The sequence below is a fragment of the Rhodococcus sp. FG69 genome, from assembly GCF_057808915.1.
In genome coordinates this window covers 1-12,963 of the sequence record NZ_JBMDIX010000007.1, presented here as the reverse complement: position 1 = coordinate 12,963, position 12,963 = coordinate 1, and the positions used below count along the sequence as shown (strand labels likewise).

Genomic DNA, 12,963 nt, shown 5'->3' with positions numbered 1-12,963 from the left:
TGGGTGTGGGGCGGAACACCCAAATTTTGCGTAATGTCAAGTTCTTGTTCACCAATCGGGCACTCTGCTGTCACTCCGTGCGCGCGGGCCACCGGCCGCATACCCTCTCCTCATGGCTTCCGTCTTCAGCAAGATCATCAGCGGTGAGATTCCGGGACGATTCGTGTGGGAGGACGAGGACGTCGTCGGGTTTCTGACGATCGCTCCAGTGACTCCAGGCCACACCTTGATCGTCCCGCGCGAGGAGATCGACCAGTGGCAGGACGTCGACGGCGCAGCCTTCGGCAAGCTGACCGCCGTCGCCCAGAAGATCGGACAGGCCGTCGTCAAAGGGTTCGATGCCCCGCGAGCGGGCTTCCTGATTGCCGGCTTGGAGGTTCCGCACCTGCACCTGCACGTCTTCCCTGCGTACCAGATGGGCAACTTCGACATCTCAGGCGCCGATCCGACCCCATCGGCGGAGTCTCAGGACGAGGCGGCGTCGAAGATCAAGGCTGCGCTCACCGAACTGGGCTACGGCGACAACGTTCCTACCTGATCGGTTCCAACAACGTGCGCGGCGAACGCAGAGCTCTCGACACTGTGTTCGCTCGCACGGTCTCACCGATTCCGGGGCCTGGACGCGTCGAGACCTCACGGGGTTTGGGAGCGACTCCACACGTCGGGCAGATTCCAGCGCCCTGCAACAGGGTTCCGCAGGCGGCATGCAGGAATTCTCGACGCGCTCCTCCAGGTGACGACACCCGCTTCTCGCCCCAGTCGTTCAACGCGTACACGACGGGCCATAAATCTTCCAGAGCGGCCGTCGGGACGTATTCCTCGCGGCCGCCCTGTGGCTCCCGGGTCAGCAAACCGGCATCGATCAACCCAGAGAGTCGCTGTGCCAGAACGGCCTTCGATACCTCGAGGTGCGTCTGAAAGTCGGAGAAGCGCCTGACTCCGAACAGTGAGTCGCGAACGATCAACAGTGTCCACCGCTCACCGATCAACTCCAGCGCGCGCGCCATGGAGCAGTCCTGCTGTGCATAGTCGACGCCCAGAGCCATGCATCGAGGATACCCGAACAGTCTGTTGACCGAACCATTCCCACCGGCTACAGTTCGGTCACCGAACCGAAGGGGCACGATGACTACCACCGACGCTGCCGTCTTACAGCGGCGAGCACTGACGATTGCGGCGCTCGGCACCCTACTCACCCTCGTCGCATTCACCGCTCCTCTCGCGACCATCAACTCGACTGCGTCCACACTCGGCAGCGATGCGGCGGGAACCACGTGGATTCTCAGCTCGATGAGCATCGGGCTCGGTGCAGCGCTGCTGACAGCGGGGACGGTGTCCGACGACTTCGGGCGTCGACGATCGTTCGTCATCGGCGCGATGGTCCTCGCGGCCGGATCCATCGGCTGCGCCGTCGCACCCAACACACTGATCTTCGTCGTCGCCCGAGTCCTGCAAGGCCTCGGCGGCGCCGCCCTCGTAGCGTCCAGCCTCGGGATCATCGCGCACACCCACCCCGTCGGTCCGCTGCGCGCCCGCGCCAGCGGCGTCTGGGGCGCGAGCCTCGGCGCAGGCATCGCGCTGGGCCCCCTCGTCTCAGCGGGTCTGGACCGGATCGCGACATGGCGCGACGCCTACTGGTTGCTGGCAGTAGCGAGCGTCGCGCTTGCCTACGCTGCACACCGACGCGTCGACGAGTCCAGGACCGATTCCCCACGCGGACTCGACCCGGCGGGCGCACTTCTTCTCGGCCTCGGCGTCAGCGCATTGTTGGCAGCATTGGTCGAGGGCAGGCAAGGATGGTCACAGTCGTTGCCGATCGGATTGTTCGGCGCCTCGGCCCTGCTGCTGGCAATCTTCGTGATCGTCGAATACCGCGGTGAGTCAGCGATGTTGGACATGAAGCTGTTCACACAATCCGCCTTCCTAGCCGCGACGTTCGCAGCACTGATGACGGGGGCGGGCATCATCGCATTGATGTCGTTCATGTCCGGGTTCCTCGGAAACGCGTACGGAATCGATGCGCTGGGCGCGGCATTGCTTCTGTTCGTGTGGTCGGGGACGTCCGTCGTCACCGCGCTTCTCGCCCGTCGCATCCCTCCGCGCGTCTCCGGCGCCACGCAACTGGCAGTCGGAATGCTCGGAGTTGCTGTGGGGCAACTCTTTCTGCTCGGTCTGTCGGAGGATTCCACCTGGACACGGCTGATTCCCGGCCTGTTGATCGCGGGCGTCGCGAGCGGAGTCGTCAACGCCGCGCTGGGACGGGAGGCAGTCGCCAGCGTTCCGGACGGGCGAGCAGGCATGGGGAGCGGCGCGAACAACACGGCCCGCTATGTCGGATCGGCCGTCGGCGTGACCGTAGTGGCGGTGCTGGCCGTACCTGTCGGTGCACCGTCGACCGCAGGACTGGTCGAAGGGTGGAACAGCGCCGTGCTGTTCACGACGGCGGCGTCGATCGCGGGTGCGCTCGTCGTGCTTGCCTGCCGAAGCACAGCATCCACGAGCTAGATGGCTCGAGGAAGCTCCACGCGGAACGTTGCACCTTCGCCGGGGACGCTGTCGACCGTCACGGTTCCGTCGTGCGCAGCGACAAGGGCTGCGACGATCGACAAACCCAGTCCGCTGCCACCGCTTTCGCGCGTGCGTGAGGAGTCGGCTCGGTAGAACCTCTCGAATACGTGCTGCGCTTCCTCGGGGTCCAACCCCGGTCCGGTGTCTCGAACCTCCAGCACAACAGTCGAATCGGTGGTTGCCACACACACGGTGATGGAGGCGTCCGCCGGGGTGTGCCTGATGGCATTTCCGACGAGATTGGCCAGCACCTGACGAAGCCGCGCGTCGTCCCCCACCACTTCGGGAATGCCAGGTCCGGGAGATACTCTCAGCGCGATGTCGCGTTCGATGGCAACGGCTTTGGCGTCGTGAACTGCATCGGCGGCAATTGCGAGTATATCCACCGGCCGCCTCTCGAGCGGGCGCTGCGCATCCAACCGCGCCAACATCAACAAGTCCTCGACGAGCAGACCCATGCGCGCGGACTCACCTTCGATACGGTTCATCAGCAGCGTCATATCGGTCATCGCACCCTGCCGATACAGTTCGGCGAAACCTCGGATGGTGGTCAGCGGTGTTCGAAGTTCGTGGCTGGCATCCGCGACGAAGCGTCGCATTCTGTTCTCCGACGCGCGTGCCGCATCCTCCGATGCCTCGCTCGCGGCGAAGGCACGCTGAATCTGAGACAGCATGCCGTTCAGCGCAATCGAGAGTTTGCCGATTTCGGTTCTGGAGCTGCGTTCGGGTATTCGCTCGTGCAGGTCGCCCGCCGCGATTGCAGCAGCAGTTTCCTCCACCTCGACCAGCGGTCGCAGACTACGACGCACGACAAAGTACGCGAGAATCGCGAGCACTGCCAGGACGATCGCGCCGATGACCAGCTGAAGGCCGATGAGACGGTCGACGGTGATCTGAGTGGGCGTCAAACTCTGTGCGACCAGCGTGGTGCCTTCGGAATTCGTAATGGACAGTGCACGCCACTCGGTAGGTCCGCCGTCCGTCGACCCGACGGAGACGGGCGTCGACGTATCGACGCCCGCGACGTCGGGTCGGTCCGAATTTGCGTCCTCCTCGAATTCCACCACACCGTCGGCGTTCACGGATTTCACGTAGAAGTCGCTGGGCGGACGACGTGATTCGCTGGGCGACGGCAGCGGCGGCAAGCGCGGCTCTGCCCACCCGCGCGAGGCGTCGAACAAGCTCTTGTCGACGCGTTGGATCAACGAACTCTCCAGCGCCGAGGTCACGGCGAGACCGGAAGCCAGCAATCCCGCTGCGACGAGCAGAAGCAGCGCTGCGACAAGAGTGAAGCGCAGCGGTACACCCTTGAGGACGGGCAGTAACCTCACCGCGGCTGCCGCATGACGTAGCCGACTCCCCGCAGGGTGTGGATCAACCTGGTCTCCCCGGTGTCGACCTTGCGACGCAGATACGAGACGTAGGACTCGACGACGCCGACCTCGCCGCCGAAGTCGTAGTGCCATACGTGGTCGAGGATGCGCGGCTTGCTCAAGACCGTTCCAGCGTTGACCATGAAGTAGCGAAGCAGGGTGAACTCGGTGGGTGACAGCGACACGGGCTCGCCGGCCTTCCACACCTCGTGCGTGTCGTCGTCGAGGTCGATGTCCGCGAACGATATTCGCGACGGTGCGGTTTCCTCCGTCTTCCCCGAGCGCCGCAGGATCACCCGCAGGCGTGCGACAACCTCCTCGAGGCTGAACGGCTTGGTCACGTAGTCGTCGGCGCCGAGAGTCAGGCCGGTGACCTTGTCCTCGACCGAATCACGTGCAGTGAGGAAGAGCGCGGGCGCGTCGATGCCGTCGGCACGCAGGCGCCGGAGTAGGCCGAACCCGTCCATGCCGGGCATCATGACGTCCAGGATCACGGCTTCGGGGCGAAAGGACTTCGCCTTGTCGAGACCTTCCGGACCTGACGATGCCGTCTGGACGTCGAAACCTTGGAAACGAAGGCTGACCGACAGCAGTTCGAGAATGGTCGGTTCGTCGTCGACGATCAGTACGCGCGCCTCGGGTGTTTCGCTCACAGGTACATCATCGCCCCGGCGCCTGCGGGATTCCTGCACTGTCGCTGTGAGTTTCCTGTGCGGCTCCGCCGCACTGGCGCGGTTGAGTGCCCCAGGGTGCACTCAACCGCCACCAGGAAGTGGTACCCTAGTACCAGTCTCGATGACTAACGGACGAGCGCACCGTACCCGGCCAGCGACAAGACGGTGCATGGGAGTGTTTTCTCATGGCTTGGATCGTTCTCGTAATTTCCGGCATCCTCGAAGCAGTCTGGGCGACGGCCCTCGGCAAGTCCGACGGCTTCTCACGACCCGTCCCGACGATCGTCTTCGCAGTCGCCCTCGTCGCCAGCATGGGCGGACTCGCAGTCGCGATGCGGACCCTACCGATCGGAACCGCGTACGCCGTGTGGGTCGGCATCGGCGCGACGCTCACCGTCGCATACGCGATGATCACCGGCGACGAGACCGCGTCGTGGATCAAGGTCGCGCTGCTCATGGGCATCGTCGGCTGCGTTGTCGGGCTGAAGCTACTGCACTGAGTGGTCGAGCGGTTACAGTTACTTTCATGAACTGGGTGTCCGCGATCACACTGCCCGCTCGCGCCGGGATCGCCATCGCCGAAACGGCCATCGAGGTGTCCGGGGCCATACTTTCGACCACCCGGTTCGCTCTCGAAAGCGGTGCCGCCACACCCGCCAACATCGCAACCCTCACCAACCCCAAGGGCGGGACGATGCAGCTGCTCGCCCAGCTCGGGCAGCTCACATCGGACGATCGCGCGCTCGGCAACGCCCTCCGCGAAGGCGGGCCTCTCGACCGACTGCTCGCGCCGGGTGGCGTCGTCGATCGGTTGACCTCCGAGGAGGGAACCCTCGAGCGGCTACTCTCGGCCGGCGGTCCGGTCGACCGCATCACCGCCACCAACGGCCCCCTCGAACGATTGCTCGCCGAGGACGGCCCGCTCGAACGGTTGCTCGCCGAGGGCGGCCTCCTCGACCGCATCACCGCTGTCGACGGGCCGCTCGAACGGCTCACCGCCAAGGACGGTCCGCTCGAGCTTCTGACGCGAGAGGACGGCATCATCGAGCGCGCCATCCAGGAGGGCGGCCTGCTCGAGCAGCTGCTGTCCGAAGGGGGCGCGATCGAGCGGTTGACTGCCAAGGACGGTCCACTGGATCAGCTGGTCACCCTGTCACAGACCCTCGCCCAGTTGGCCCCCAATCTCGAGCGCATGGGCGCCAGCATCGACATTCTGCAGGACACGGCCGAGATCCTCGCGCAGGCTGTCAATCCGCTGGGCGAGCTTGTCGGACGACTACCGAACCGCTGGCTCAAAGGCGGGAAGCAGACGATCCCCGAGCTTCACTAGCGCAAATGTTCACCGAAGAACTCGAACACCCGCGCGAACGCGTCCTCAGCCTGCTCGCCGCGCCATCCCATGCCGGTGATGCGGACGAATGCACCTGCGGGCCCTGACGGCAGTGCGTTGGCGAAACTGTGACTCGCCCCCGGGTAGGTCTTCACATCGTGTGCAATCCCTTTCGCGGACAGCACCTTTTCGATCTTCTTGCCCGCACCGATCAGCGACGGATCGTTTTTTCCATACGACGCGACGATGGGGCATGCTCCTTCGAGAGCGTCCTCGACATGCCTCGGGGTGATGCCGTAGAACGGCGCGCTGGCACCGAAACCTTTGGGCGAGAGCAGCAGAGCGAATCCCCCACCCATACAGAATCCGACGATTCCCACCTTGCCGGTGACGTTGGGGTGCTCGGCGAGGAAGTCACGGGCAGCCAGTAGGTCATCGATCGCGACGCCGCGTTGACCCAGCAGCGCCCGGAACACGCCCGTCACGCACTTGCGGACGCCCCCGCGGGTGTACAGATCGGGAGCGAGCGCGACGTAGCCCTTGTCGGCGAATCGCCGGGCTATGTTGCGCGTGTCGGCGGTGAGACCGAACGCATCGTGCACGATCACCACACCCGGGCCAGGGGCGTCGGGCAGCTCGAGCACTGCATCGATCGGTCCGGCGGGACTGTCTACGGAGATGTCGGTCACGTACGCAGGCTACGCGCAATCACGAGCCGTTGGATCTGGTTGGTGCCCTCGAAGATCTGCGTGATCTTCGCGTCACGCATGTACCGCTCGACGCGGAAGTCCCGGGTGTAGCCGTAGCCGCCGAAGACCTGCACCGCGTCGGTGGTCACCTTCATCGCGGCGTCGGTTGCGATGAGCTTCGCGACGGATGCGCCGCGCGAATAGTCCAGGCCGGCGTCGCGTCGGCGAGCGGCATCGATGTACGTAGCTCGTGCCGAGTCGACGGACGCCGCCATGTCCGCGAGCAGGAAACCGAGCCCCTGGTGGTCGACGATCTTCTTGCCGAAGGTCGTGCGCTCGTTCGCATATGCGACGGCGTCGTCGAGCGCTGCCTGAGCGATCCCGACTGCCACAGCTGCGATGCCGAGCCGCCCGGAGTCGAGGGCGCTGAACGCGATCTGCAGGCCCTGTCCCTCGGCTCCGAGGCGACGCTCGCCGGAGACGAACGCGTCGTCGTAGCTCGCCGAGGTAGTGGGCACCGCGTGCAGACCCATCTTCTCTTCCGGTTTACCGAAGGACAGGCCCTGCTGATCCTTGGGTACCAGGAAGCAGGACACACCCTTGGAGCCCTCCCCGGTGCGGGCGAACAGGTTGTAGAAATCAGCGATGCCGCCGTGGGTGATCCAGGCCTTGGCACCGTTGACGACATAGCCGTCGTCTTTCGGCGTTGCCTTGCAGGTCAGCGCTGCGGCATCGGAACCGGCCTGCGGCTCGGACAGACTGTAGGCGCCGATGAGGCTGCCGCCGAGCATGTCCGGCAGCCACCGCTGCTTCTGTTCCTCGGTGCCGAACGCGAGCAACGGCGAACACGCGAGACTGTGCACACTCACAGCGACCGCGACGGCCGCCCAGCGCGCAGCGAGTTCTTCGAGAACCTGCAGGTAGACCTCGTACGGCTGACCGCCGCCACCCCATTCTTCGGGGAACGGCAGGCTGAGCAGACCGGCGTTGCCGAGCGTGCCGAACACCCCGTCGGGGTAGGTCTCGTTTTTCTCGTGCTCGTCGACGATGGGGGCGAGCACCTTGTCCGCGACATCGCGGGTGAGCTGGATCAGGTCACGGGCTTCCTCGGTGGGAAGCAGACGGTCGACTGGCACTTCAAGACTCCTCACAGTACTGACGTTTCCTTCACAGTACTGTATCCAGTACTGTCTGGCGCATGACCGCAGCCCATGCGACGGCCCGCCGAGCCGAACTCTTCGACCAACTGGTCGAGCTGTTGCTGTCGCAGGGTTTTGCACACCTCACTCTCGACGACATTGCCGCACGCCTGCACTGCAGCAAGTCGACGCTCTACACACTCGCCGGAAGCAAGGAACAGCTGGTTCGGGCTGCAACCGTCCACTTCTTCCGCGGCGCAACCGACCGGGTGGAGGCGTCCATCGCGGGGATCGACGGATTCGCCGACCGTCTCACGGCATATCTGTCCGCGGTAGGGGTTGCATTGGAGCCTGCGTCACGGCAGTTCATGGACGACCTGGCCGCGTTCGCGCCCGCCCGCGAGGTGTACGAGCAGAACACGGCATTCGCCGCGAAACGAGTCCAAGAACTGATCGACGACGGTGCCACCTCCGGGGAAGTGCGCAGCGTGCATGCTGCATTCGTCGCCGATATCGCAGCGTCGACGATGGCGCGTATTCAGACGAGGGAAGTATCCGAGCGGACAGGTCTCGACGATTCGCAGGCGTACGCCGAGCTGGCCGCACTGTTGACGACCGGCATCACCGGCTGAACACCCGCAGCTGAAGCTCGAGCAGCACCCGATCGTCCGGGTCCTTCAGATCTGTGCCGAGTATGTCTTCGACCCGTTTCATCCGGTACCGCAACGTGTTCGGGTGAACTTGCAGCTCGTCTGCTGCACCTCGTACGTCACCGAAATGCGCGAAGTACACCCTCAAGCTCTCGGTCATCGTCGATGCGTTGTCGGCGTCGTACCGACGAAGATTCTCGATGCGGGGATCGTGAAGGTGCTCGTGATTGCCGACGAGTTCGATGATTTCACCGAGCAACACAGACGTTCTCGACTCGGCCAGCGTGGTGACCCTGTTGGTGCCGACCGTCCGATCCAGCACACGGTCCACTTCGAATCGCGCCGCGGCGACGTCGTCGAGCGCTGCAACCGGCGACACGAGCGCAGCTCGCAGCGCCGTACCCGTGCGCTTCTCGATCCGGCCGATGGCATCGCGGGTCCAGAATTCGAGCGATCGTGCCGAAATTTCTCCTGGAAACAGCACGTAGATCCGCTCGCCCATTGCAGTCGCCAGCGAACTTCGATGGAATGCGCTGGCGTGCAGTCTTATAGAAGCGGCGTGGTCGGCGATCGCCCCATCGCCCATACCGGCGAATCCGACTACCGCAGCTGGACCTGACGACGAAATCGACAGTGCCGCAGCCAGTGACGGGACATCGACGCCGCCGCCGCGTCCGCCCAGAAGCCGTTGGATCTGCACTGCCTCGTTGGTGGGGGCGTCGAGGACCCTCTTGATGAGCCTGGCCGCAACAGCCGCCGCGCCGCGCAGGACCGCGTCGGCATCGGCGTCGATGGGCCGTTGCCCTTCCTGAACCCAGATCGCTCCGAGAGTGGTCGCTGCGCCCGCAGCGTCGGGGATGGATCGAATTCCGACGACGAGGCGACGGCGGATTCCCAGCGTGTCGTCGGCAGGTACCTCCACGACGTCGTCACTACGCCTGATTCGATCGAAGACTCCCCATTCGTTGAGGCGTCGAAGGTAGTCGGTCGGGCCTTCGCGACCGAGAATCGACAGCGTCCGCAACTCGTCAGCTGCGTCGTCGGTCGCCGAATACGCAAGAACGTGCGAGCGCGCGTCCTCGATGCTCACCATTCCCTTGGTGAGCGACGCAATCGTGTGCGCAAGCCCGTAGAGGTCGGTGTCGTAGAGGCCGGTGTCGTCGACCTCCGCGCGTTGAATCGAGTGGTCGAGGACGCTCCGAATCATCGACAGCATTCGCTCCCAACGGGTTTGAGGATGCACGGACACGAGGGCGATTCGGCCGACGCGAGCTGCATGACGCATCTCGATCGACGCTTTCTTGACCATGACCACCCGCGGGCGTTCCTCGAGGCGACGCAGCGCCAATTCGTCCATCCAGGCAACGGCGTCGTGGTCGGGAACGCCGACCACAAGACACAGATCAGCCCATGTCGTCGCGCCGGCCAGATCATCCGCGTCCATGAGCGTCACCGACCCGATCGAGACATCACGGTCCTCGGGCGTCGACAGCACCTCGACGAAGGCACCGCGAAGCGCACGTAGCAGCGTCTGCAGCGGAATGCGTTCGTTCATCTGACCAACATAGCCCCATTCTCTTTGGCCGATTGGAAGAATACAAGCGCGACGAATCCGACTTCAATGGCCACCAACACCATCGAAGAAGGAGGACCGCCGTGGACGCCGTCACCTCGGTACCAGCCCCGATCAACGAAGCAGTCAACTCGTACGCACCCGGTAGCCCCGAGCGAAGCCGGCTCCGGACGCAGCTCGACTCGCTGCAGTCCAATCCGACCGAGATTCACCAGGTCATCGGCGGTGTCCATCGCACTGCTGGCGGGCCCCGTGAGAACGTCGTCCAACCACATCGGCACTCGTCCATCATCGGCAGCTTTTCCAATGCGACGCACGACGACGTGCGCGACGCCATCGAATCGGCTGCGGCAGCGGCTCCTGCGTGGCGGGAGCTCCCGTTCGACGACCGCGCCGCCGTGTTCCTTCGCGCCGCGGATCTCTTGGCAGGTCCGTGGCGCGAGAAGATCGCGGCCGCCACCATGCTCGGACAGTCCAAGTCCGCGTATCAGGCAGAGATCGACGCTCCGTGCGAACTCATCGACTTCTGGCGCTTCAATGTCGCGTTCGCCCGGCAAATTCTTGCAGACCAGCCGGTGTCCTCGCCCGGTGTCTGGAATCGCGTCGAGTACCGGCCGCTCGAAGGGTTCGTCTACGCGATCACGCCGTTCAACTTCACCGCGATTGCGGGAAACCTGCCGACCGCGCCTGCCCTGATGGGCAATACGGTGTTGTGGAAGCCGTCGCCGACGCAGGCCGTCGCCGCGTACCTGACAATGCAGCTACTCGAAGAAGCTGGACTCCCGCCCGGAGTCATCAACCTCGTGCTCGGCGACGGTCCGCTTGTCTCCGAGGTTGCACTGGCCGATTCACGTTTGGCGGGAATTCATTTCACGGGTTCCACTCCCACATTTCAGCGCCTGTGGCGCGAGGTCGGCAACAACATCGCGAACTACGACGCCTACCCCAGGCTCGTCGGCGAAACCGGTGGCAAGGACTTCGTCGTCGCACACGGTTCGGCGGATCCCGAGGTGTTGACGACTGCGCTGATTCGCGGCGCGTTCGACTACCAGGGACAGAAGTGCTCAGCGGCGTCACGGGCGTTCGTACCGAAGTCCGTGTGGGCGAAGATGGGCGATCCGTTCATCGAGCAGGTCTCACAGCTGAAGTACGGCGACGTGACCGATCTGTCCAACTACGGCGGCGCCGTCATCGACCAGCGTGCGTTCGATCGCAACGCGGCCGCGCTCGATCGGGCGAAGTCGACGTCGAGCCTCACGGTCGCGACCGGTGGAACGTGCGACGACTCCGAGGGCTATTTCGTCTCCCCCACAGTGCTTCTCGGAGACGATCCCAGCGACGAGGCATTCAACACCGAGTACTTCGGACCTATTCTCGCGGTTCATGTCTACGACGATTCGGTACCGGGGTCGTACGCGGAGGTGTTGAAGCAGGTCGACGCCGGATCGAAGTATGCGCTCACCGGTGCGGTCATCGCGACCGATCGTGGTGCAGTCGATGCGGCGCACAAAGCACTGCGCTTCGCGGCGGGCAACTTCTACATCAACGACAAGCCCACCGGTGCCGTCGTCGGCCAGCAGCCGTTCGGGGGCGCCCGGGCGTCGGGCACCAATGACAAAGCGGGTTCGCCGCAGAACCTGCTTCGCTGGGCGTCGGCTCGTACCGTCAAAGAAACCTTCGTGGCGCCGACCGCGCACCGCTACCCGCACCAGGACGGCGAGGGATCGAAATGACGACTGTGCTCAACAACCCGCTGCGGCCTGCGCTGCTCGCTGCCGCTCGGTCACCTCGGCTCGAGGGCGCGATGAGCAGGATGCGCATCACCAGGAAGCTCGTCGACCGTTTCGTCGCAGGGGAATCCGAGCCCGACGCCGTAGCCGCGGTGCTGGCACTGGTGAATTCCGGTCGATTCGTCTCCGTCGACTACCTCGGCGAGGACACGGTGGACGCGGCCCAGGCGCACGCGACCGTCGACGCCTATTTGTCTCTGCTGCAGTCGTACTCGACGATGGAAGCGGCCCCTCGTTCGCTGGAGGTGTCGCTGAAGCTGTCGGCGCTGGGTCAAGGAATCGACAGATCGCTGGCGTTGGCGAATGCGCGGATCATCTGCGCGAAGGCCGAGCAGGTGGGCGTGTGGGTGACGGTCGATGCCGAGGACCACACCACGACTGATTCGACACTGTCGATCGTTCGAGAACTCCGGGTCGACTTCCCCGATCTCGGTACGGTCCTGCAGGCGTATCTGAGACGCACAGAGGAGGACTGCCGCGAGTTCTCCGGTCCGCGGTCGCGAATTCGTTTGTGCAAGGGCGCATACAACGAGCCGACATCCGTCGCGTTTCAGAGGCCCGTCGACGTCAGCGACTCGTACGTTCGGTGCCTGCGGATCCTCATGGAGGGTGACGGCTATCCGATGGTTGCCTCCCATGATCCCGAGATGATCGACGCCGCAGACCGATTCGCCCGGGCAGCTGGCCGTGACGTGTCGAGCTACGAGTATCAGATGCTGTACGGGATCCGCGACGCGGAGCAAGCGCTGCTCGTCGCGGACGGCAAGCAGCTGCGTGTCTACGTTCCGTATGGCAATCAGTGGTACGGATACTTCATGCGCCGTCTCGCCGAGCGACCGGCGAACCTGATGTTCTTCGTGCGGTCGCTGGTGTCGAGGAATTGAGGCCGCCCACAGGAATCTGAGCGGCCCGACCGCGCTGGTGTTCATTCTCGACCTGTTCCAAGAAGTCGCCTCTCGCGTTGCGGTCGCGGCAGCATTGCCAGATTCCCAGCATGCCGCGGTACGAGCCGAAATCGACAGGATTCGGTGCTCGACGCTGACGTCGAGCACCGAACTGCTACTTCCCTCTCGGTCAGAAGGGTGGGGGTTCGTTTCGTTCGCGGAGTTGTTCGCGGAGTTGTTGGATGTGTTTGTGTTGTCGGAATTGTCTGCGGATGATGCGGATTCGGGTGCGG

Annotated in this window: 14 protein-coding genes and 1 riboswitch; of the genes, 8 read left to right on the top strand and 6 right to left on the bottom strand. The window is 64.3% G+C overall.

Annotated features, from left to right (window positions below; all coding sequences use genetic code 11):
- Positions 1-112 precede the first annotated feature (112 nt).
- Positions 113-538 carry an HIT family protein gene (locus ACODSO_RS07585; protein ID WP_489036197.1) on the top strand — a complete coding sequence of 142 codons (426 nt, stop codon included), beginning with the start codon at positions 113-115 and terminating at the stop codon, positions 536-538.
- Here ACODSO_RS07585 and ACODSO_RS07580 read toward each other — a convergent pair.
- Positions 531-1,046: a winged helix-turn-helix transcriptional regulator gene (locus ACODSO_RS07580; protein ID WP_489036195.1), complete on the bottom strand. Its 516-nt coding sequence runs from the start codon at positions 1,044-1,046 to the stop codon at positions 531-533. The two genes, ACODSO_RS07585 and ACODSO_RS07580, sit on opposite strands and share 8 nt — an antisense overlap.
- 79 nt (positions 1,047-1,125) lie before the next feature.
- Between ACODSO_RS07580 and ACODSO_RS07575 the strand changes: the two genes are divergently transcribed.
- The gene (locus tag ACODSO_RS07575; protein WP_489036193.1) at positions 1,126-2,505 is read left to right on the top strand and encodes an MFS transporter; all 1,380 of its coding nucleotides are present in this window, start codon (positions 1,126-1,128) and stop codon (positions 2,503-2,505) included.
- Here the strand turns inward: ACODSO_RS07575 and ACODSO_RS07570 are convergent.
- Together ACODSO_RS07570 and ACODSO_RS07565 are read right to left on the bottom strand one after the other, a co-directional pair.
- Entirely contained in the window at positions 2,502-3,890 is a 1,389-nt protein-coding gene (locus ACODSO_RS07570; protein WP_489036350.1) for a sensor histidine kinase, read from the bottom strand. The two genes, ACODSO_RS07575 and ACODSO_RS07570, sit on opposite strands and share 4 nt — an antisense overlap.
- Positions 3,891-3,895: 5 nt before the next feature.
- The gene (locus tag ACODSO_RS07565; RefSeq protein WP_068370496.1) at positions 3,896-4,594 is read right to left on the bottom strand and encodes a response regulator transcription factor; all 699 of its coding nucleotides are present in this window, start codon (positions 4,592-4,594) and stop codon (positions 3,896-3,898) included.
- Between the two features lie 131 nt (positions 4,595-4,725).
- A riboswitch (guanidine-III (ykkC-III) riboswitch) is annotated at positions 4,726-4,787 on the top strand.
- Between the two features lie 13 nt (positions 4,788-4,800).
- Between ACODSO_RS07565 and ACODSO_RS07560 the strand changes: the two genes are divergently transcribed.
- Both ACODSO_RS07560 and ACODSO_RS07555 read left to right on the top strand, forming a co-directional pair.
- Positions 4,801-5,115, top strand: a complete 315-nt coding sequence (locus tag ACODSO_RS07560) for a DMT family transporter (RefSeq protein ID WP_489036192.1) — start codon at positions 4,801-4,803, stop codon at positions 5,113-5,115.
- A 26-nt stretch (positions 5,116-5,141) separates the two neighbouring features.
- A complete protein-coding gene (locus ACODSO_RS07555; RefSeq protein ID WP_068370492.1) occupies positions 5,142-5,945 on the top strand; it encodes an ABC transporter in 804 nt (267 codons plus the stop codon).
- On the opposite strand, the gene ACODSO_RS07550 is transcribed toward ACODSO_RS07555, so the two are convergent.
- Entirely contained in the window at positions 5,942-6,634 is a 693-nt protein-coding gene (locus ACODSO_RS07550; protein ID WP_489036191.1) for a dienelactone hydrolase family protein, read from the bottom strand. The two genes, ACODSO_RS07555 and ACODSO_RS07550, sit on opposite strands and share 4 nt — an antisense overlap.
- Entirely contained in the window at positions 6,631-7,770 is a 1,140-nt protein-coding gene (locus ACODSO_RS07545; protein WP_489036190.1) for an acyl-CoA dehydrogenase family protein, read from the bottom strand. Before ACODSO_RS07545 ends, ACODSO_RS07550 begins: the two co-directional genes overlap by 4 nt.
- Before the next feature lie 62 nt (positions 7,771-7,832).
- Between ACODSO_RS07545 and ACODSO_RS07540 the strand changes: the two genes are divergently transcribed.
- Positions 7,833-8,405 (top strand): TetR/AcrR family transcriptional regulator, encoded by a 573-nt coding sequence (locus ACODSO_RS07540; RefSeq protein WP_489036189.1) that lies wholly within the window; start codon positions 7,833-7,835, stop codon positions 8,403-8,405.
- On the opposite strand, the gene ACODSO_RS07535 is transcribed toward ACODSO_RS07540, so the two are convergent.
- Entirely contained in the window at positions 8,395-9,978 is a 1,584-nt protein-coding gene (locus ACODSO_RS07535; RefSeq protein WP_489036187.1) for a PucR family transcriptional regulator, read from the bottom strand. The two genes, ACODSO_RS07540 and ACODSO_RS07535, sit on opposite strands and share 11 nt — an antisense overlap.
- 101 nt (positions 9,979-10,079) lie before the next feature.
- Here ACODSO_RS07535 and pruA point away from each other — a divergent pair, with 101 nt between their 5' ends.
- From pruA to ACODSO_RS07520, 3 genes are all read left to right on the top strand, one after another.
- Complete coding sequence (pruA, locus tag ACODSO_RS07530) at positions 10,080-11,729, top strand: L-glutamate gamma-semialdehyde dehydrogenase (RefSeq protein WP_489036185.1); 1,650 nt, start codon at positions 10,080-10,082, stop codon at positions 11,727-11,729.
- Positions 11,726-12,670, top strand: a complete 945-nt coding sequence (locus ACODSO_RS07525) for a proline dehydrogenase family protein (RefSeq protein WP_489036184.1) — start codon at positions 11,726-11,728, stop codon at positions 12,668-12,670. The genes pruA and ACODSO_RS07525 overlap by 4 nt, the downstream gene beginning before the upstream one ends.
- Before the next feature lie 37 nt (positions 12,671-12,707).
- On the top strand, positions 12,708-12,963 hold a 256-nt coding region (locus tag ACODSO_RS07520), incomplete at its 3' end, for a hypothetical protein (protein ID WP_489036182.1).

Coding starts and splice junctions, on each gene's coding strand:
- ACODSO_RS07580 (WP_489036195.1), bottom strand. CDS start 1,046: ATGGCTCTGGGCGTCGACTATGCACAGCAGGACTGCTCCATGGCGCGC.
- ACODSO_RS07585 (WP_489036197.1), top strand. CDS start 113: ATGGCTTCCGTCTTCAGCAAGATCATCAGCGGTGAGATTCCGGGACGA.
- ACODSO_RS07560 (WP_489036192.1), top strand. CDS start 4,801: ATGGCTTGGATCGTTCTCGTAATTTCCGGCATCCTCGAAGCAGTCTGG.
- ACODSO_RS07525 (WP_489036184.1), top strand. CDS start 11,726: ATGACGACTGTGCTCAACAACCCGCTGCGGCCTGCGCTGCTCGCTGCC.
- ACODSO_RS07555 (WP_068370492.1), top strand. CDS start 5,142: ATGAACTGGGTGTCCGCGATCACACTGCCCGCTCGCGCCGGGATCGCC.
- ACODSO_RS07535 (WP_489036187.1), bottom strand. CDS start 9,978: ATGAACGAACGCATTCCGCTGCAGACGCTGCTACGTGCGCTTCGCGGT.
- ACODSO_RS07540 (WP_489036189.1), top strand. CDS start 7,833: ATGACCGCAGCCCATGCGACGGCCCGCCGAGCCGAACTCTTCGACCAA.
- ACODSO_RS07575 (WP_489036193.1), top strand. CDS start 1,126: ATGACTACCACCGACGCTGCCGTCTTACAGCGGCGAGCACTGACGATT.